Source organism: Mesorhizobium sp. M1423 (genome assembly GCF_040317575.1).
Taxonomy (GTDB): domain Bacteria; phylum Pseudomonadota; class Alphaproteobacteria; order Rhizobiales; family Rhizobiaceae; genus Mesorhizobium.
The window spans coordinates 1-18464 of sequence record NZ_JAMYKU010000027.1 but is presented as its reverse complement, the minus strand read 5'-3'; the positions used below and the strand labels follow the sequence as shown (position 1 = coordinate 18464).

At 63.4% G+C, this 18464-nt stretch carries 14 protein-coding genes, 1 pseudogene and 1 riboswitch; of the genes and pseudogenes, 7 read left to right on the top strand and 8 right to left on the bottom strand.

The features are described from left to right. Positions 1 to 2: 2 nt before the first annotated feature. Both thrS and NKG95_RS26985 read left to right on the top strand, forming a co-directional pair. On the top strand, positions 3 to 1976 hold the full coding sequence (gene thrS, locus NKG95_RS26990; protein ID WP_352844219.1) for a threonine--tRNA ligase: 1974 nt from the start codon (positions 3 to 5) through the stop codon (positions 1974 to 1976). A gap of 84 nt (positions 1977 to 2060) precedes the next feature. Then, positions 2061 to 2999, top strand: a pseudogene (locus tag NKG95_RS26985) (lysophospholipid acyltransferase family protein). A gap of 12 nt (positions 3000 to 3011) precedes the next feature. On the opposite strand, the gene NKG95_RS26980 reads toward NKG95_RS26985, so the two are convergent. Further along, a complete protein-coding gene (locus NKG95_RS26980; RefSeq protein WP_023720140.1) occupies positions 3012 to 3977 on the bottom strand; it encodes an RgsD C-terminal domain-containing protein in 966 nt (321 codons plus the stop codon). 157 nt (positions 3978 to 4134) lie between these two features. Between NKG95_RS26980 and NKG95_RS26975 the strand changes: the two genes are divergently transcribed. Continuing rightward, the gene (locus NKG95_RS26975; RefSeq protein WP_353043009.1) at positions 4135 to 4719 is read left to right on the top strand and encodes a nitroreductase family protein; all 585 of its coding nucleotides are present in this window, start codon (positions 4135 to 4137) and stop codon (positions 4717 to 4719) included. A gap of 21 nt (positions 4720 to 4740) precedes the next feature. Here NKG95_RS26975 and NKG95_RS26970 read toward each other — a convergent pair whose 3' ends face one another. Together NKG95_RS26970 and NKG95_RS26965 are read right to left on the bottom strand one after the other, a co-directional pair. Beyond that, positions 4741 to 5622 carry an HpcH/HpaI aldolase/citrate lyase family protein gene (locus tag NKG95_RS26970; RefSeq protein WP_352855410.1) on the bottom strand — a complete coding sequence of 294 codons (882 nt, stop codon included), beginning with the start codon at positions 5620 to 5622 and terminating at the stop codon, positions 4741 to 4743. A gap of 3 nt (positions 5623 to 5625) precedes the next feature. Further along, the gene (locus tag NKG95_RS26965) at positions 5626 to 6075 is read right to left on the bottom strand and encodes a MaoC family dehydratase (RefSeq protein WP_352482171.1); all 450 of its coding nucleotides are present in this window, start codon (positions 6073 to 6075) and stop codon (positions 5626 to 5628) included. Between the two features lie 152 nt (positions 6076 to 6227). Between NKG95_RS26965 and NKG95_RS26960 the strand changes: the two genes are divergently transcribed. Next, entirely contained in the window at positions 6228 to 7349 is a 1122-nt protein-coding gene (locus tag NKG95_RS26960) for a DUF2336 domain-containing protein (RefSeq protein WP_352855408.1), read from the top strand. A gap of 176 nt (positions 7350 to 7525) precedes the next feature. On the opposite strand, the gene parE is transcribed toward NKG95_RS26960, so the two are convergent. Further along, complete coding sequence (parE, locus tag NKG95_RS26955; RefSeq protein ID WP_352495369.1) at positions 7526 to 9574, bottom strand: DNA topoisomerase IV subunit B; 2049 nt, start codon at positions 9572 to 9574, stop codon at positions 7526 to 7528. Positions 9575 to 9847: 273 nt separating this feature from the next. Between parE and NKG95_RS26950 the strand changes: the two genes are divergently transcribed. After that, positions 9848 to 11017, top strand: coding sequence for a GGDEF domain-containing protein (locus tag NKG95_RS26950; protein ID WP_353043008.1), 1170 nt, complete (start codon positions 9848 to 9850; stop codon positions 11015 to 11017). A gap of 71 nt (positions 11018 to 11088) precedes the next feature. Here the strand turns inward: NKG95_RS26950 and gcvP are convergent, their stop codons facing one another. The 3 genes from gcvP to gcvT are packed head-to-tail and all read right to left on the bottom strand — an operon-like array spanning position 11089 to position 15390. Then, on the bottom strand, positions 11089 to 13899 hold the full coding sequence (gcvP, locus tag NKG95_RS26945; RefSeq protein ID WP_353043007.1) for an aminomethyl-transferring glycine dehydrogenase: 2811 nt from the start codon (positions 13897 to 13899) through the stop codon (positions 11089 to 11091). Between the two features lie 16 nt (positions 13900 to 13915). Beyond that, complete coding sequence (gene gcvH, locus NKG95_RS26940; RefSeq protein ID WP_352482176.1) at positions 13916 to 14284, bottom strand: glycine cleavage system protein GcvH; 369 nt, start codon at positions 14282 to 14284, stop codon at positions 13916 to 13918. 5 nt (positions 14285 to 14289) lie between these two features. Then, the gene (gcvT, locus tag NKG95_RS26935; RefSeq protein ID WP_352495367.1) at positions 14290 to 15390 is read right to left on the bottom strand and encodes a glycine cleavage system aminomethyltransferase GcvT; all 1101 of its coding nucleotides are present in this window, start codon (positions 15388 to 15390) and stop codon (positions 14290 to 14292) included. A 148-nt stretch (positions 15391 to 15538) separates the two neighbouring features. Beyond that, a riboswitch (glycine riboswitch) is annotated at positions 15539 to 15625 on the bottom strand. A gap of 203 nt (positions 15626 to 15828) precedes the next feature. On the opposite strand from gcvT, the gene NKG95_RS26930 reads away from it, so the two are divergent. Next, complete coding sequence (locus NKG95_RS26930; RefSeq protein ID WP_352547341.1) at positions 15829 to 16827, top strand: hypothetical protein; 999 nt, start codon at positions 15829 to 15831, stop codon at positions 16825 to 16827. 12 nt (positions 16828 to 16839) lie between these two features. Here NKG95_RS26930 and NKG95_RS26925 read toward each other — a convergent pair whose 3' ends face one another. Then, positions 16840 to 17658: a transporter substrate-binding domain-containing protein gene (locus NKG95_RS26925; protein ID WP_353043006.1), complete on the bottom strand. Its 819-nt coding sequence runs from the start codon at positions 17656 to 17658 to the stop codon at positions 16840 to 16842. A 98-nt stretch (positions 17659 to 17756) separates the two neighbouring features. Here NKG95_RS26925 and NKG95_RS26920 point away from each other — a divergent pair, with 98 nt between their 5' ends. Further along, a complete protein-coding gene (locus NKG95_RS26920) occupies positions 17757 to 18359 on the top strand; it encodes a DUF3011 domain-containing protein (RefSeq protein ID WP_353043005.1) in 603 nt (200 codons plus the stop codon). The last annotated feature ends 105 nt before the right edge of the window (positions 18360 to 18464 follow it).

Here is an 18464-nt window from a genome sequence, read left to right as displayed (position 1 = left end):
TAATGCTGAATTCCGTTTCCCTGACATTTCCCGATGGCTCCGTCCGCGACTACGACGCGGCGATGACCGGCGCCGGCCTGGCGGAATCGATCTCGAAGTCGCTGGCCAAGAAGGCCGTTGCCTACAGCATCGACGGCACGTTGCGCGACCTTTCCGACCCGATCGGCAAATCAGGCAAGCTCGAAATCATCACCCGCGAGGATCCGCGTGCGCTGGAGCTCATCCGCCATGATGCCGCGCACGTGCTGGCCGAAGCCGTGCAGGAACTTTGGCCGGGAACGCAGGTGACCATCGGGCCGGTGATCGAGAACGGATTCTACTACGACTTCGCCCGCAACGAGCCGTTCACGCCCGACGATTTCCCGGTGATCGAGAAGAAGATGCGCGAGATCATTGCGCGCAACAAGCCGTTCACCAAAGAGGTGTGGTCGCGTGAAAAGGCGAAAAGGATCTTTGCCGACAAGGGCGAGCGCTACAAGCTCGAGCTGATCGACGCCATCGCCGAGGATCAGGATCTCAAGATCTATGCGCAGGGCGACTGGTTCGACCTTTGCCGCGGTCCGCACATGGCCTCGACCGGCCAGATCGGCAACGCCTTCAAGCTGATGAAGGTCGCCGGCGCCTATTGGCGCGGCGATAGCAACAACCCGATGCTGACGCGCATCTACGGCACGGCCTGGGCCGACCAGGCGCAGCTCGAAGCCTATCAGACGATGCTGGAGGAAGCCGAGAAGCGCGACCACAGGAAGCTCGGCCGTGAGATGGACCTGTTCCATTTCCAGGAGGAGGGCCCCGGGGTCGTGTTCTGGCACGCCAAGGGCTGGAGGATGTTCCAGAACCTGGTCAATTACATGCGCCGCCGCCTGGACGAGCAGGGCTACCAGGAGGTCAACGCGCCGCAGGTGCTCGACAAGAGCCTGTGGGAGACCTCAGGCCACTGGGGCTGGTACCGGGACAACATGTTCAAGGTGACGGTCGCCGGCGACGACACCGACGACGACCGGGTGTTTGCGCTGAAGCCGATGAACTGCCCCGGCCACGTCCAAATCTTCAAACACGGGCTGAAGTCCTACCGCGATCTGCCGGTAAAACTTGCGGAATTCGGCAATGTGCATCGCTATGAGCCGTCCGGCGCACTGCACGGGCTGATGCGGGTGCGCGGCTTTACCCAGGACGATGCCCACATCTTCTGCACCGAGGAACAGCTCGCCGACGAGTGCATCAAGATCAACGACCTGATCCTGTCGACCTATGCCGATTTCGGCTTCGACGAAATCACGGTCAAGCTGGCGACCCGCCCCGAAAAACGGGTCGGCACCGACGCGATGTGGGATCACGCCGAGGGCGTGCTGCAGGACGTGCTCGACAAGATCGCGGCGCGGTCGGGCAACCGGATCAAGACGGGCGTAAATCCGGGCGAGGGCACGTTCTACGGGCCGAAGTTCGAATATGTGCTGAAGGACGCCATCGGCCGCGACTGGCAATGCGGCACCACGCAGGTCGACTTCAACCTGCCGGAACGGTTCGGCGCCTTCTACATCGGCTCCGATTCGGAAAAGAAGCAGCCGGTGATGGTGCATCGCGCCATCTGCGGTTCGATGGAGCGTTTTCTCGGCATCCTGATCGAGAATTATTCCGGCCATTTCCCGCTCTGGTTCGCGCCGCTGCAGGTGGTGGTGGCCACGATCACTTCCGATGCCGACGATTACGCGCGAAAAGTCGTTGCGCAGCTGAAGGCGGCGGGGCTGATCGCCGAAACCGACCTGCGCAACGAGAAGATCAACTACAAGGTCCGAGAGCACAGCCTTGCCAAGGTGCCGGTCATCCTCGTTTGCGGCAAGCGCGAGGCTGAGGAAGAAACGGTCAATGTCCGCCGTCTCGGGTCGCGCGACCAGGAATCGCTTGGCCTCGCGGCCGCCGTGAAACTGCTTTCCGACGAGGCGGTGACACCCGACCGCAAGCGCCGCGCGGCCTGAGCCGGCCAATCAGCAACGAAATGGCGGTGGATCGCTCCACCGCCATTTTCATATGCTTGTCACGCCAATTGTGTAGCGAGCCCCATGCTCAAGCTGAAGATGCGCGAAAGACCGTTTCCCGAGCTCTCCTATGCCGGTCCGCATCAGCCGGCGCTGACGCGCTGGTTCATCCACTCGGTCGAAGGCCTGTCGGGACGTGATCGCTTCGCCGCACTCTATGATTTCTGGCGCCGGCAAGTGGTGCCGAACGGCGAGCGCGTGTTCAGCCGCATGCTGGAGCTGATCGACGTCCGGGTGCGGACCGCCGGTCAATGGCCGCCGGCAAACCTGCCCGACACGCCGCTGGTGATTGTTGCCAACCATCCGTTCGGCATCGGCGACGGTATTGCCGTGCTGTCGCTGGCGGAGTAGCTCGGCCGACCGTTCCGCGTCATGATCCACAAGGATCTGCTCAAGATCCGCGAGATGGAGCCCTATTCGCTGCCGATCGACTTTTCCGAGACCAAGGACGCGCTGAAGAACAACATGGCGGTCCGCCATGAAGCGGTGCGGCTGCTCAAGGAGGGCGTCACCATCGTCGTCTTTCCGGCGGGAGGTGTCGCCACCGCGCCGAAGGGGTTTGGCCGGGCACGCGATCTGCCGTGGAAGGTGTTTCCGGCCCGTCTCGTTCAGGACGCAAAGGCGTCGGTCATCCCATTGCATTTTTCGGGCCAGAACGGCCGGCTGTTCCATCTGGTCAGCGGACCGATGAACATGGCCGAACGCGACGGGCGTGTGGCGAAATTCGTCGGCAAGGCCTCGCTGACACTGCGCACATCGCTGCTCATCCGTGAATTTGCGCGGCTCTCCGGCAAATCGATCGACGTGCGCGTCGGCGACGTGCTGGGGTGGGACGAACTGGAGCCGCTGCGAGACCGCAAGGCCTTGCTCGACCGCCTTCAGCGCGGCGTCTTCGATCTGGCGCCGGCCGAGACGACTGGCCGCGTGCCGTTGCTGGCGCGACGCATGCGCAAAGCAGCCTAGAGGGGGCGCGGCTTAGTCGGCGCCTTCCTCGGAATCGATGGCCGAAGCTTCGGTTGCCAGGACTTCGATGTCCTGATTGTGTCCGGCCACCACCGTAAAATCCTTCTGGTAGATGCGGTCGCGGTTTTTGGCGATGATGGTGTAGTCGCCCTCGGCCAGCACCATCGAGGCAAAGGCGCCGACGGTCTCCTTGATCGGGTCGCCGGACTCGTTCAGCAGCGACCAGGAGGTGTCGGCGATCGCCTCGCCGCCCGGCTCGCGCACCAGCTTCATGGTCATCTCGGCGGCACGATGCTCGACCGTCGCTTCGGTCAGCTTGCCGGCCTCGACGCGGATGTCGGAGCGGATGACCGCGTTCACAGCGCCATAGGTCGAAACAACGTGGTAGGTGCCGGCATTGAGCCGCACGACGCTGTTCGGCTCGACATCGGGTATGATCAGCGCGCGATCGCCATCGGCCGCGGCGTGGCTCTCATAAATCGAGAAGCGCAGCTTCTTCGGCGGTATGCGCACCCCTCCCGACAGCACGGCATCAAGCTTGAGGCCGCCGGCATCGAGCACGAGGCTCTCACGCTTGGCTTCCTTGCCGACGGTGATGCGCTTGGTGGCGCCGGCCCGCCCGTAGGAGGCATGGACCAGATAGGAACCCGGCTCGAGCTGGAATACGGCGGTGCCGCCATGAGCGGAGGCGACCATCGGCAGCTTGCCGTCGCTGGCCGATTCGGGCTTGAAGACGCGCCAGACGATGCCGCGCGTGATGTCGGCACCCTTGTCGGTCAATTGCGCCGACAGCGTGATCGCCCCGCTGCTGCCCAATGCCAGCGATGTCTCGCTTTTCGGAGGCGCATAGCCCGAAATTCCGGGAAGTTTCAGATCACTGAGGCCGTCTACATTCTGGGCGGCGGCAAGCGAAACCGGCACCATCAACAGTGCGGCAGCGAGCCATATCAGGAAAAGACGCAATGTCCCCTCAAACATGCCTTGCGTTGAAGCCCAATGCGGTGGCAATTTCAAGGCTTAAGAGTCCGGTCGGCTTCTGCTAGAGGGCTCTTTGTCCGGCGCGTCGCGCCAATGCCCCGAGCCGCCCGATATCCCGATGGCGCGCTTCAGCTCAAATTCCAGGAGACTTGCGCCCATGGCGTCGCCGATCATCGATTTTCTGCTGACCCGAAATTCCGCGCCGATCCCGGATTTGAAAGAGCCGGCACCGGGCGATGCGGAGATCGCGACCATGATCGCCGCCGCCTCGCGGGTGCCGGATCATGGCCGGCTGGAGCCCTGGCGTTTCATCCTCTATCGCGGCGAGGCTCGCGTCGAGATCGGCAAGGAGTTGGCAGCACTTGCCGAACAGCGCGAAGGGCCGTTGCCGGAAGGCCGCCGCAACCAGGAATTGGCACGCTTTTCGCGGGCGCCGCTGGTCATCGGCGTGATCTCGATCCCCAGGGAAAATCCAAAGATCCCGCAATGGGAGATGTTCCTGTCCGGCGGCATGGCGGCGATGAATCTGATGATATCAGCCAATGCGCTGGGCTACGGCACCAACATGATCAGCAACTGGTATTCCGACGTGCCGGAGGGCAGGGCGATCCTCGGTCTGGCGCCGCATGAGCGGGTCGTCGGTTTTGTCCATATCGGCTCCTATCAGGGGCCGGCGCCGGAGCGGCCACGGCCCGATCCGGCAAAGCTCTACGCCGACTATTCGGGGCCGTGGGTGCGGTAATTTTCGACGCGGGGCAGACCCCTAAGCGTCAAGCCCAGCTGCCCTGGCTCGCGCCAGGAGCCGCTCGGCGAGCTTGAGATGCGGCCGGTCGTACATCTTGCCGTCGATGCCGACGACGCCGGGGTTTCCCGCCGCCTTGAATGCCTCGACGATCGCCAGCGAATTTTTCACCGCTTGCGCCGAAGGCGTGAAGGCGGCGTTGATGACCGGCACCTGCGCCGGATGGATCGCCATCTTGCCGGTGAAGCCGTCGCTCTCGGCCTCGGCGCATTCGGCCTCGAAGCCGGCCATGTCGCGAAAATCCGGAAAGACGGTGTCGATCGCCGCGACTTCCGCGGCATTCGCCGCAAGCAGGGTCATGGTGCGGGCGAAGCGGAATACATCCGTGTAGCGGCCATTCGCGTCGCGCGTCGAGCGCGCGCCGATTGCCGCCGACAGATCTTCCGCGCCCCAGGTGACGCCGACAAGCCGCGCGCTTGCCTTGGCGTAGGTCACGGCGGCCAGAACGCCGGCGGCCGTTTCTGTGATGATCGGCAGGATCTTTATCGCGCCATCCGGCAGGCCGCTTTCAGCTTCGTGCACCCTGAGCTTGGCCGAGAGATGCTGGACATCCAGTCCGCTGTTCGACTTAGGCAGCATGATGCCGTCGGGCTTCACTGGCACGAGCGCCGCCAGATCGTCGTCGGTCAGTCCGGTCGAAAGGTCATTGACGCGCACATAGATCGCGGAGTTGGTTCGGTGCCTGTGCCCGGCGAGGAAACGCGCCGCTGTGTCGCGCGCCAGCCCCTTGTTTTGCGAGGCAATCGAGTCCTCGAGATCGACGATGACCATGTCGGCGCCCGCGCCAAAGCCCTTCTCCAGCTTCTTTTCCGAATCGCCGGGAACGAAGAGCAGGGAACGCATCGGCTATGCCTTTTTCATCATCATGGCTTGCCTCGTGCATCTGGCAACCAGCACGTCGTTCTGGTTATAAGCGCGGTGCTCGAACTCGACGATACCGCGGTCCTGTTTCGACCTGGAATCGCGCACCGAAACCACCGTGGTCTCGACGCGAATCGTGTCGCCATGGAAGACGGGGTGCGGAAACACCGTCTCCTTCATGCCGAGATTAGCGATGGTGGTGCCGACGGTGATGTCGTTGACCGAGATGCCGATCATCAGGCCAAGCGTGAACAGCGAATTGACCAGGGGCTTGCCCCATTCGCTCTTGGCGGCGAAGTCGAAATCGATGTGCAGCGGTTGCGGGTTCAGCGTCATCACCGAAAACAGCATGTTGTCGCTTTCGGTCACGGTCTTGCGCAGCGTGTGCTTGAACACATGGCCGACAACGAACTCCTCAAGGTAAAGGCCGGCCATGGTCTGTCTCCTCCACTGCTTAAGGGTTGATAGGCGTTGCATACCGGGCTCGCAAGCCAGTTAACGAACATGGTGAACCGTTCGTAAACCATTTGTGCCTACGGTCTCGACAGGCGCCAGAAGCGTTCTGGCAAAGGGCGTAAGCAGGCGACATGGTCGTTTCGCATTTCCTGAAATGGATCCACACGGCAAAGGTGTCGGAGCGTGCTGCGGCGGCAAGCGCGCTGGCTCGCGCCTATGTCGACTCGGACCTGCCTTTCGAGGACCGCTGCGCTGCCGAGGCGGCGCTGACGTTGCTGCTCGATGACGCATCGTCGAAGGTGCGGCTGGCGATCGCCGACGCGCTTTCCATGAGCCATCATGCGCCGCCGCAGATCGTCAGCGCGCTGGCTTCGGACCAGCCCGAGGTGGCCGCTTTGGTACTGGCGCGCTCGCCGCTGCTTACCGATTCCGACCTGATTGATCGGGTTGCCGGCGGCCAGAAAGCGACGCAGAAGGTGATCGCCGACCGGCCGCGCGTCTCGATGTCGGTTGCGGCAGCGATCGCCGAGGTCGGTGAGCCGGAAGCCTGCACCACGCTGCTCGCCAATAGCGGCGCCGACATCGCATCCGTCAGCTTTCGCCGCATGGCCGAGCGTCACGGCCATCTGCCTCTGGTGCGCGAGGCGCTGATCGCCGACATCCGGCTGCCCGCCGACTGCCGGCATATGCTGCTGGTCAAGCTAGGGGAGATGCTCAAGGGGTCGCCATTGGTGCTGGCGCTGATGGGCGCCGCCAGGGCCGAGCGCATCACGCGCGATGCTTGCGTCAAGGCTTCGGTGACACTGATCGAAGGCACGCGGGCGGAGGAACATACCGCACTTGTCGAACATCTGCGCCTGCGCGGCGACCTGACCGCAAGCTTCGTCATCCGCACCATCGCGCACGGCAAGGTCGACTTCTTTGGTTCGGCGCTGGTCGCGCTCAGCCAGCAGCCCGAGCAACGGGTGAGGGCGCTGCTGGCCAGCGGGCATGACATAGCGTTGCAGGCACTGTTCCGCAGCGCCGGGCTTGCCGCCGCCACCCACGCCATCATCCTGCGCGCGCTGAAGGTCTGGCGTGAGGTCGCCAATGGCAAACGCCTCGCCGGCGTCCAGGAAGTCAGCTGGCTGATGCTGAAGGAATTGGGCGGACAGTCCGCCGAAGGCGATCTCGCCAGGCTGGTCAAATCGATCCATCTCGATGCGCTGCGCGCGAACGCACGCGGGCACGCGCTGGCGATCGCGGCTGCTTAAAGCAATTCCAGGAAAAGCGTGAAACGGTTTTCCGACTTGCGTCAAAATAAAAAACTGAGCGGTTCGGCGTTTCCGTGAAACGCTGAACCGTTCCAGGCCTCATCCTTCGCGAAAAATCCGGAAAAGTCTTGCGCACAGTGACAGCCGCCGTCCGCGGCTCGCCTAGCAGAAGACGCTCAGATATCCAGCACTTCCGTCGCGGCGAATTCCGCGCGTTCCTGGATGAAGCGGAAGCGGGCCTCGGGCTTGGTGCCCATCAATGCGTCGACCGCATCCTTGGTCGCCGCCTCGGCGTCGATGACGTCCACCCTGAGCAGCGTGCGCTTTCTCGGGTCCATGGTGGTTTCTTTGAGCTGGGCAGCCATCATTTCGCCCAGCCCCTTGAAGCGGCCGATTTCGACTTTGCCGCGCCCGGTGAATTCGGTGCGCAGAAGTTCGTCCTTGTGCGCATCGTCGCGGGCATAGGCGACCTTGCCGCCTTGCCGGATCGAGTAGAGCGGCGGCACCGCCAGATAGAGATGGCCGCCGCGGACCAGGCTCGGCATCTCCTGGTAGAAGAAGGTGATCAGCAGCGAAGCGATATGGGCGCCATCGACGTCGGCGTCGGTCATGATGATGACCCGGTCGTAACGCAGGTCCTCGTCGCGGTATCTCGAGCGCGTGCCGCAGCCCAAGGCCTGGATCAGGTCGGATATCTGCTGGTTGCCGGCCAGCTTGTCGTTACCGGCGCTGGCGACGTTGAGGATCTTGCCGCGGAGCGGCAGCACCGCCTGGCTGGCGCGGTCGCGCGCCTGCTTTGCCGAACCGCCAGCCGAATCGCCCTCGACGATGAACAGCTCGGCGCCGGCCGCTGCATTCTGCGTGCAGTCGGCGAGCTTGCCGGGCAGGCGCAGCTTGCGCACCGCGCTCTTGCGCGACACTTCCTTTTCCTGGCGGCGGCGCACCCGCTCGTCGGCACGCGCGATCACCCATTCGAGCAGTTTCGAAGCTTCCTGCGGATTGTCGGCCAGCCAATGGTCGAACGGGTCGCGGATGGCGCTTTCGACGATGCGGATCGCCTCGATCGTCGCCAGCCTGTCCTTGGTCTGGCCGACGAATTCCGGCTCGCGGATGAACACCGACAGCATGCCCGCCGCCGAGATCATCACATCTTCGGATGTGACTATCGAAGCGCGCTTGTTGCCGACCAGGTCGGCATAGGCGCGCAAGCCGCGCGTCAGAACGTTGCGGAAGCCGGCCTCGTGCGTGCCGCCTTCGGCTGTCGGAATGGTGTTGCAATAGGAATTTATAAAACCGTCGCCGCCGAACCAGGTCACCGCCCATTCGAGCGAGCCGTGACCGCCCTGCTTCTCGCTCTTGCCGGCGAACATTTCACGGGTCACCTGGAATTCGTCGCCGAGCGAGGCTTTCAGATAGTCCTTGAGGCCGCCCGGAAAATGGAATTCTGCCTTGGCCGGCGTCGTGTCCTTTTCCTTGATCAGCGAGGGATCGCAGGTCCAGCGGATTTCGACACCGCCGAACAGATAGGCTTTTGACCGCGCCATGCGGTAGAGCCGCGCCGGCTCGAACGCAGCACCCTTGCCGAAAATCTGCTCGTCTGGATGGAAGCGGATCTTCGTGCCGCGCCGGTTGTGCACCTCGCCGAGCTGCTCCAGGCCGGTCACCGGAACGCCTCGCGAGAAGCGCTGGCGATAGAGCTTGCGCCCAATCGCAACCTCGACCTCGAGATGGTCGGACAGCGCGTTGACCACGGAAACGCCGACACCGTGCAGGCCTCCCGAGGTCTCGTAGACCTTGCTGTCGAACTTGCCGCCTGAATGCAGCGTGGTCATGATGAGTTCGAGCGCCGGCTTCTTGAATTTCGGGTGCGGATCGACCGGAATGCCGCGGCCGTTGTCGGTTACAGACAGGTATCCGTCGGCGGAAAGCTCGACATCGATGAAGGTAGCATGGCCGGCGACCGCCTCGTCCATCGAATTGTCGATGACCTCGGCGAACAGATGGTGCATCGCCTTGTCGTCGGTGCCGCCAATGTACATGCCCGGGCGGCGGCGCACCGGCTCCAGCCCCTCCAGCACCTCGATATCGGCGGCACTATAGCTCTCGCTGGCATCGCGGGGCGCCGGCCGCTTCGCCGCCTGCACCAGCGGGTCGGCCGGGCGCGCGGCGCGAGCCGGTTGCGGCTGCTTGCCCAAATTGCCGAAAAGATCGTTATTGTCGTCCATGCCGGTCCTGGATTCCGATGCTGCGAATCACCACCCGATACTGCCACGCTTTTTGCGGGCAGGCGACGGAGGTTCCTGTTACGTTCGAGGATAGAGCCTCTTACTGCAAAACCATTCGACAACCAAGCGGCGGAAATGGGGTCGAAGCTTGGAACATCGACGCTTTGTAAACCTTGTCCGAAGGTTACGCCGCAAGGTTGGCTGAAAAACGATATCCGCGGACTGTCGCTGACCTAGAATGCAGCGAAACCCTCAAGAGGCTGTCGCTTAAGCATGTTGGATTACAGTTCGCTCCTGCTCGCAGCGGCGCTGTCGGGCACGTGCCTCAGCATCACCATGTTTGCGATCTGGTTCACCGCGCCACAGGCACGCTTTGTGCTGACGGTGGCGTGCGGCATTCTCGTGCTCGTCGCACATGTGGTCTTGTTTTGGCATTACACAAGAGATCCAAGCCCCTGGCTTTGCCAGATCGTGCTTGCTCTTCTCAGCCTCGGCTTCCTGATTATCTGCCTGTCGGCCATGCAATATCTCAGCATGCGCGACTATAGGCGCGCCATCTTGCCGACCTTGGCTGCGATGGCTGTTTGCGCGGGCGCGACGTATCTCGGGTTTGATGGTGTCGGCTTCATTGTCACCTATGCGACGGTAACGGCGCTACTCTCGCTTATCGGGGCGATGTTCTGGATTGAGGGTGGTCATGATCGCCGGATATTGCTGGTCGTATCGTTCCTGAGCGGCGTCTGTGCGCTGTCGTTCGGACTTTGCGGCGCGGTCCTGCTGGTCAAGGGCCAGTGGGTGCTCGGCGTAGCACCAGACAATTGGGCCGAGCGGGTGAATTCCGTCGTAGCCGTCGCCTGCATGACCGGGCTTGGCGCATTAACGCTCTCCCTGCACCATTTGCAGGCGCAGATCGAATTGAAGGCCGAGACGATGACCGACCCATTGACCGGGCTGATGAACCGGCGGGCGTTAACGGCACTCTACGGCGAGCGGGTCTTCGGTCCGTTTATGTCCGTCGCCATGTTCGACCTCGACCATTTCAAAAGGACGAACGACGTATTCGGTCATCCGGTCGGCGACCAGGTCCTGCGCCGCTTTGCCGCCGTCATCAGGAAATACTCCAGAACCGGCGTCGACGCCTTCCGGCTGGGCGGCGAGGAATTCGTGCTCGTCATGTCGCGGATGACGGAAGAAAAAGCCTATGACATTGCGAGCAAGATCAGCGTCGCCTTCGGTACGGAAGTCGTGGCCACCCAGCTTGGTCCGTTGCGAAGCACAGTCAGCGGCGGCATCGGCTTTGGTGGGACGAGCGGCACCGGTCTCGATGATGTGCTGGCCGAAGCCGACGCCGCGCTCTATGCGGCAAAGCGCGCCGGGCGAAATCGCGTCATCGCCCGGGACAGGGCGAGCAAGGCCGACGGGCCGGCCTTGCGTTCTGCCTGATTGAGGCTTCTATCTTCTTGTTAGACCATGATCTTGTCCGAAAACCGGATTCCACTCTTCGGGATCATGGTCTACTCCGCCGCACCCAGATATTCCGACAGCGGCGGGCAGGAGCAGACCAGGTTGCGGTCGCCAGCGACGTTGTCGATGCGTGACACCGGTGGCCAGTATTTTGCCGCCGTATCGGCATCGCCGGCGGGGTAGGCCGCTTCCAGGCGCGAATAGGGATGGGTCCACTGGCCGGCCAACGCCTCGGCGGCGGTATGTGGCGCATTGACCAGAGGATTGTCGGCCAAGGGCCATTCGCCCTTCGCCACCTTGGCTGCCTCGCCGGCTATGGCGATCATGGCTTCGCAGAAACGATCCAGCTCGCGCTTGGGCTCGGATTCGGTCGGCTCGACCATCAGCGTGCCGGCCACCGGGAACGACATGGTCGGCGCGTGGAAGCCATAGTCGATCAGCCGCTTGGCGATATCGTCGACGCTGATGCCGGCGCTGTCCTTGAGCACGCGGGTGTCGAGGATGCATTCATGCGCAACGCGTCCGTTGCGCCCCTTGTAAAGCAGGGGGAAATGCTCGCCAAGCCGCGTCGCCACGTAGTTGGCGGAGATGATCGCCGTCTCGGTCGCCTGCTTCAGGCCGGAAGCGCCCATCATGCGGATATACATCCAGGTGATCGGCAGGATCGAGGCGCTGCCGAACGGTGCCGCCGCCACGGCATGGGCCGAGCCTTCGGTGACGTGGCCGGGCAGATATGGTTTCAGATGCGCCTTGACGCCGATCGGGCCGACGCCGGGGCCGCCGCCGCCATGTGGAATGCAGAAGGTCTTGTGCAGGTTCATGTGGCAGACATCGGCACCGATATCGCCGGGACGGGCGAGGCCGACCAGAGCGTTGAGATTGGCGCCGTCGAAATAGACCTGGCCGCCATGGCTGTGGACGAGCGCACAGAGGTCGCGCGCGCCTTCCTCGAAAACACCATGCGTCGAAGGATAGGTGAACATCAGCGCCGCGAGGTCTTTTGCATGCTCGGCCGCCTTGGCCTGCAAGTCTTCCATGTCGATATTGCCGTCCTCGGTGCAGCGCACGACGACGACACTCATGCCGGCCATGGCCGCACTTGCCGGATTGGTGCCATGCGCCGAGGACGGGATCAGGCAGACGGTGCGATGGCCTTCGCCACGCGACAAATGATAGCCGCGAATGGCGAGCAGCCCTGCATATTCGCCCTGGCTGCCGGCATTGGGCTGCAGGGTCACCGCGTCGAAGCCGGTGATCTCCGCCAGCCAGCCTTCCAGCTCGTCGATCATGGCGCGATAGCCTACCGAATGGCTCGCCGGGGCAAAGGGATGCAGGTTGGCGACATCGGGCCAGCTTACCGGCATCATTTCGGCGGCGGCGTTGAGCTTCATGGTGCAGGAGCCGAGCGGGATCATGGCGCGGTCGAGCGCCAGGTCCTTGTCGGACAGCCGGCGCAAGAAGCGCATCATGTCGGTTTCCGAGTGGTTTTCGCGGAAGACGGGCTGGGTGAGGAACTCCTTGCCGCGCGGTTTTCCTGGCATGGAACTGCCGGCGGCAACGCCGGCCTTGGCGCCGAAAAGTGCTGCGATCGCCTCCAGATCGGCCTCGGTGGAGGTCTCGTCAAAGCTGATGCCGACATGGTCGGCGTCGATGACACGCAGTAGCCGGCCGGTCTTCTCGGCGGCGGCGGCAAGTGCGGCGGCTCTGCCCTTCACTTCCACGGTCACCGTGTCGAAGCGGCTTCCGCCGAGCACCGAAACGCCTGCTGCCTTGAGGCCGGCAGCCAGGCGGTTGGCCAGCGTGTGGACGCGGCCGGCAATCGCCTGCAGCCCGGCAGGGCCATGCCAGATCGCATAGGCCGTCGCCATGTTGGCGAGCAGCGCCTGTGCGGTGCAGATGTTGGAGGTCGCCTTGTCGCGGCGGATATGCTGCTCGCGTGTCTGCAAGGCCAGGCGATATCCGGGACGGCCCTTGCTGTCCGTCGACTGGCCAACGAGCCGGCCGGGCATCAGCCGCGTCAGCCTGTCGGACACGGCGCAATAGGCGGCGTGCGGCCCGCCAAAGCCCATCGGCACGCCAAAACGCTGCATCGGGCCGACGGCGATGTCGGCGCCAAGCCTGGCTGGCGCGTCGGTCAGCGTCAGGCCCAACGGATCGGCAATGAAGACGACCAGCGCGCCGGCAGCGCGGGCCTTGTCGATCGCTGCCTTGTGATTGCCATAGACGCCGAATGTATCGGGCCAGGAGACCAGCAGGGCGGCGGTGTTGTCGTCGATCACCTCGCCGTCGACCTCGATGCCGAGCGGTTCGGCGCGGGTGCGAACGACGTCCAGCGTCTGCGGGTGCGGCGTGCCGGCCAGTGCCACCTTGGTGCGCTTGTCGCGATGATGGCGCAGCGCAATGCCGACCGCTTCGGCCACCGCCGTCGCCTCGTCGAGCAGCGAGGCCGACGCCACCGGCAAGCCGGTCAGCTCGGTGACCAGCGTCTGGAAGTTGAACAGCATTTCCAGCCGGCCCTGGCTGATCTCGGCTTGGTAAGGCGTGTAAGCCGTATACCAGGCCGGGTTCTCGAACAGGTTGCGCTGGATCACCGGCGGCACGTGGACGCCATGATAGCCGGTACCGATGAAGCTCTTCAGCACCGTGTTCTTTGCCATCGTCGCCGCGAGCTCGGTCAGCGCTTCCGCTTCGCTTGCAGCGGCGGGCAAGGCCAATGGACGGTCGAGCCGGATCGACTTCGGCACTGCCTGGCTGATCAGCGTCTCGACCGAGGGAACGCCGATCGTGGCCAGCATGGCTCTGACGTCTTGGAGGCCCGGGCCGATATGGCGAGCCGAGAAGGGGTAGGGTGCTGCGGTCATCTTGCTGGTCCTGCTATCAACCAATATGGGCTTTGTAAGCGGCTTCATCGAGGAGGCCGTCGAGCTGGCTCTCATTGGCCAGCTTCATCTTCCACAGCCAGCCGTCGCCGGTTGCCGCCGAATTGACGAGCGAAGGATCGGCCGACAGCGCGGTGTTGGCTTCGGTGATCTCGCCGTCGACCGGCGCGTAGACGTCCGATGCCGCCTTGACCGATTCGACCACCACGGCCGTATCGCCCTTGGCCAGCTTTTTCCCTGGCTCAGGCAGTTCGACGAAGACGAGGTCACCGAGCTGCTGCTGCGCGTAATCGGTGATGCCGACGGTGGCGATGCCGCCCTCGACGCGAAGCCATTCGTGATCTTCGGTGAAATAGGTCTTTGCCATTGAAATCATCCTTTGCGGTAGCGATGGGGCGTGAAGGGCAAGGGGTGGATGTCGACCGGGATTTTCGTCCCGCGGACATCGGCGAACAGTCTTGTGCCGGGCTTGGCAAGCGGCGTCCGGACGTAGCCCATTGCCACCGGATGACCGGCCGAGGGGCCGAAGCCGCCTGACGTGACATGGCCGGCAGGGTTGCCGTCGGCGTCGAAAAGGGCAGCACCGGCGCGCACCGGCTGGCGGCCGTCCGGCTTCAGGCCGACGCGTTTTTGCGCCGGGCCGCGCTCCAGGATGGCGCGCAATGCATCGGCGCCGATGAACGCGCCAGAGGCGCGAACCTCCTTGGGGATGGCCCACATCAGCCCGGCGCTGGCCGGATCGATCTCCGGCGTGATGTCCAGCCCGTGCAGGCACAGTCCTGCTTCGAGCCGCAGGCTGTCGCGGGCGGCAAGGCCGATCCACATCACTCGCTCGTCCTCGAGCAACCTGGTGACGAGGGTTCGCGCGTCCGCTTCCGGCAGGCCGATCTCGAAACCGTCTTCGCCGGTATAGCCCGACCGGCTCATGAACCAGTTTTCGCGCGGCTCGATGCCGTGCATGAACACCAGCGAACCGGTCTCGATGCCGGCGCGGGAAAGGGCAGCCCATGCCTCGGGGCCCTGGATGGCCAGGAAGACGCGGTCGAGCGCGTCCACCTTCACGTCGAAATCCTCGGCAAGTTCACGCAGATGCTTTTCGTCGGCGGCGGCGTTGCCGGCATTGGCGACCATCATGAAGCGCTCGACGCCGAGCCTGGTGACGATCAGATCGTCGAGTATTCCGGCGGCCTCATTGAGGAAGAACGTGTATTTGGACTGGGAAACCTGAAGCGCGCCGGCATCGAACGGGCAGGCGCGGTTCAGAAGCGCTGCTGCGCCCGGGCCGCTGATTTCGAACAGCTTCATGTGCGAGATGTCGAACAGGCCGGCATGCTCGCGGCTGTGAAGATGCTCCTTCATCACGCCGGCCGGATAGGTCAGCGGCATCGACCAGCCGGCGAAGGCGCCGAAGCGCGCACCGGCTGCCATGTGCAGATCTTCGAGGGGAAGGTGTTTGGTGTCGTCGCCCGTCATGTCATCTCCAGAGTCGCACGCAAGCGGTCGCGAATGGCGACCAGTCCGTGCCCCTCTGTCTGAAGCCTGAGAGACTCGCGCCCCGTAACTCTGTCGGCAGCGCTTACACCTTCGGCGCGGGGGCAAGCCCCGACTTTCCAGAGTGTCTTTCCCGTCTACGGTTCTTTTGCCTGAGAGATTTCGGGCGATTTCCCCTTCGGCGGCAGCTCTCGCTGCTCTCTCCCGCAAACAGGTAGGACTCGGTTAAGAGCCCTCGACTCGTCATCCATAGCCCGTGGACGACACCTTGTCACCTGCCAGCGACATTTTTACTGGCAGTCTTCTGCGGGCCTTCTTTACAGGCAAGCCTTCGCTAACCACGCCGCTTGCCGGTTTCTCAAGACCTTGCTGATATGCCGGATAAGGGCCGGCAATTGCCGGCGGCGGGCGGGGAACAAAATGGGCGAATTGATCATGAGCGCGCCAGTGGCCGGGCTGACCTCGAAAAATCGGATCACGGCGGAAGACGTGGTCATGCTGCGCGGCGAAGTGTTCGGCGACGGCGTGGTAACGCGCGGCGAGGCCGAGGCGCTGTTTGCGCTCGACGCGACGGCGAGGGACAAATGCGCGGAATGGCTCGAGTTTTTCGTCGAGGCCGTCACCGACTTCATCGTCCACCAGGAACAGCCGGCCGGCTATGTTTCCCAGGACAATGCCGACTGGCTGATCCGGGCGATTTCGCGCGACGGCATGGTTGACAGCCGAACCGAACTCGAGCTGCTAGTGCACGTGCTGGAAGTTGCCAAATCATCGCCGAGCACGCTTTCCGGCTATGCGCTGGAGCAGGTCGCTCATGCGGTCGTGGATGGCAAGGGGCCGCTGACGACCGGCGGCAGGCTTATCCCTGGGTCGATAGCCAAGGCTGAGGTCGAGCTGTTGCGCCGCATCCTTTACGCCTATGGCGGCGATGGCAACATCGCCATCAGCCGCGCCGAGGCCGAGGTGCTGTTCAAGATCAACGAGCGGACAGTGGCGGGCGACAATGATCCGTCGTGGAACGATCTGTTCGTCAAGGCGATCGCCAATTTCGTCATGTGTTCGGCCGGCTACGAAGCGCCGGTGCGCGATGTGGCGCTGCGCCGGGATGCTTTTTTCGAGCAGGCCGATCCGGAGATCGGCGGTTTCTTCAGCCGCATGGTGTCGGGTGGCCTGTCCGGCATTATGGAGGCCTATCGTTCACCGGGCGACGTCGAGGCCGAATGGGAATCGAGGAACAACGCAGCCGAGGCTCTGGCCCGCCGCGCCGAGACGGTCGATGCCGGCGAGGCGAAATGGCTAGCTGAACACATCGGCGACCGGCCGCTGCAGGAGAACGAGCGTGCGTTGCTGACGCTGATCAAGCACGCCTCGCCGGAAATCCACCCGGCGCTCAAGCCGCTGATCGACAAGGTCGCATAACAGGTCGCCAACCTATTGCTTGGCAGGTTCCGGCTTGGCGCCGGTGTCGAACCGCGACATCCATTTGAAGCTGCCGAACCAGTAGCGGCGCACGCCGCCTATGGTGCCGTCAGCGGTACGCGCGCCGATCCAGTTGTTGACGTATTGGATGAGGCGGACATCGTCCGGCCGCATGGCAAACGCCTCCGGCGTCCGCAACAGCGGACCGCCCACCATTTTCAATTTCGCGTCATAGAGCCTGGCGGCCATTTGCGGCGTTGGCGATGTGGCGACCATCGCCTGTGCGTCGCCGCCGATGATCGCGGCGAAAACATCTGAGGTATTGTCGAAAGACAGGATGGTCGCCTTGGGAAAAGCTTCCTTCGCGGCGGCTTCATCGGTGGAATTGGACAACACGGCGATCTTGTATCCCGGCGCCGCTACTGCCTTTCCCGGCCTTTTCCCAAGGCTGGCGATCGTCGCAACCATGCGGATATCGGCGGTACCGGTCTGGTTGGAGAACACCACCTCGCGTGCGCGTTCCGGCGTGCTGGCGTAGCCCGCCGCGATCATGTCGAAATCACCCTTGAGCAGTCGTGTCTTGAGGTCGTTCCAGGGCACCTCGACCAGCTTCAGGTCGACGCCGAGATCAGACGCCAGCGCACTGGTAAGGTCGACATCATAGCCGGCGAACTTCCCGTCGGCCTTCTTGAGGATCCATGGCGGGTTGAGCGCCACGCCGACCGTCAGTGTCTTCTGGTCGATGATGCGTTTGAGGCTGTCGTCCGCCCGGGCTGGCAGCAGCGACAAAGCCAACCAGGCAGAAAGGGCAAGTATAGTTGGGGCGATCATCTTAGCGCGCATTAATATAACCTCGCTGAGCCCGTCCGGTTGTCAGACTTACACAGAGGTGCCATTCTGTCGATAGCGGACCCTGATGGAGAGTTGCGATGTCGGCGCGGATGGCGGTTAGCAGTTCGATGATGTTCCTGGTTTGCATCCTGGGCAACCCGGCGAAGCTTTCGTTGCTGCCGACGGCAGCGCAGGCTGCGGGGGCAAAACGCGTGGTCTGCTCCAGCGCCGATTACCGCTATTCCTATTGCGGGATCGATACGCGACGTGGCGTGCAGTTGACCTCGAGGCTTTCGAAGGCGCGTTGCGTATATGGTAGAAGCTGGGGCTATGACGGCGGCGGCATCTGGGTCGACAATGGTTGCTCGGCCGAATTCGCAGTCGCCGGCCCCAACCGCAATCCCTCTGCTGGCGACGTCGCCGCAGCCATTATCGTCGGCGGCGTGGTGGGCGCAATTCTCGACAACGGCAATTCGCATCGGCATCATTCCGACAATTACTATCCGAAGCCGCGCCCGCGCCGTTACGACCAATCGATCGATCCGACGCCGCAATTCGACAGTCAGGGCAACCCCAACTTCGATACCCACGGCAACTACCAAGGACCGCACGGGCTGGGGAAGCTTGTTACCCCTGACGACAATCCTGACCTGAATCCGGCACTGCGCAGCGACGGCGACGACAGCGACGACGACAGTTAGCTGAGGCTTAGGTCAGGTTTCGGCCGATAGTGTTGAAGAAGTCGGCGATGAAGCCGTGGATCCACTCGCACCGAAGCGTCTTGATTAAGGTCGACGCGACCTCCT

Coding starts and splice junctions, on each gene's coding strand:
- thrS (WP_352844219.1), top strand. CDS start 3: ATGCTGAATTCCGTTTCCCTGACATTTCCCGATGGCTCCGTCCGCGAC.
- NKG95_RS26980 (WP_023720140.1), bottom strand. CDS start 3,977: ATGTTTGAGGGGACATTGCGTCTTTTCCTGATATGGCTCGCTGCCGCA.
- NKG95_RS26975 (WP_353043009.1), top strand. CDS start 4,135: ATGGCGTCGCCGATCATCGATTTTCTGCTGACCCGAAATTCCGCGCCG.
- NKG95_RS26970 (WP_352855410.1), bottom strand. CDS start 5,622: ATGCGTTCCCTGCTCTTCGTTCCCGGCGATTCGGAAAAGAAGCTGGAG.
- NKG95_RS26965 (WP_352482171.1), bottom strand. CDS start 6,075: ATGGCCGGCCTTTACCTTGAGGAGTTCGTTGTCGGCCATGTGTTCAAG.
- NKG95_RS26960 (WP_352855408.1), top strand. CDS start 6,228: ATGGTCGTTTCGCATTTCCTGAAATGGATCCACACGGCAAAGGTGTCG.
- parE (WP_352495369.1), bottom strand. CDS start 9,574: ATGGACGACAATAACGATCTTTTCGGCAATTTGGGCAAGCAGCCGCAA.
- NKG95_RS26950 (WP_353043008.1), top strand. CDS start 9,848: ATGTTGGATTACAGTTCGCTCCTGCTCGCAGCGGCGCTGTCGGGCACG.
- gcvP (WP_353043007.1), bottom strand. CDS start 13,899: ATGACCGCAGCACCCTACCCCTTCTCGGCTCGCCATATCGGCCCGGGC.
- gcvH (WP_352482176.1), bottom strand. CDS start 14,284: ATGGCAAAGACCTATTTCACCGAAGATCACGAATGGCTTCGCGTCGAG.
- gcvT (WP_352495367.1), bottom strand. CDS start 15,390: ATGACGGGCGACGACACCAAACACCTTCCCCTCGAAGATCTGCACATG.
- NKG95_RS26930 (WP_352547341.1), top strand. CDS start 15,829: ATGGGCGAATTGATCATGAGCGCGCCAGTGGCCGGGCTGACCTCGAAA.
- NKG95_RS26925 (WP_353043006.1), bottom strand. CDS start 17,658: ATGATCGCCCCAACTATACTTGCCCTTTCTGCCTGGTTGGCTTTGTCG.
- NKG95_RS26920 (WP_353043005.1), top strand. CDS start 17,757: ATGTCGGCGCGGATGGCGGTTAGCAGTTCGATGATGTTCCTGGTTTGC.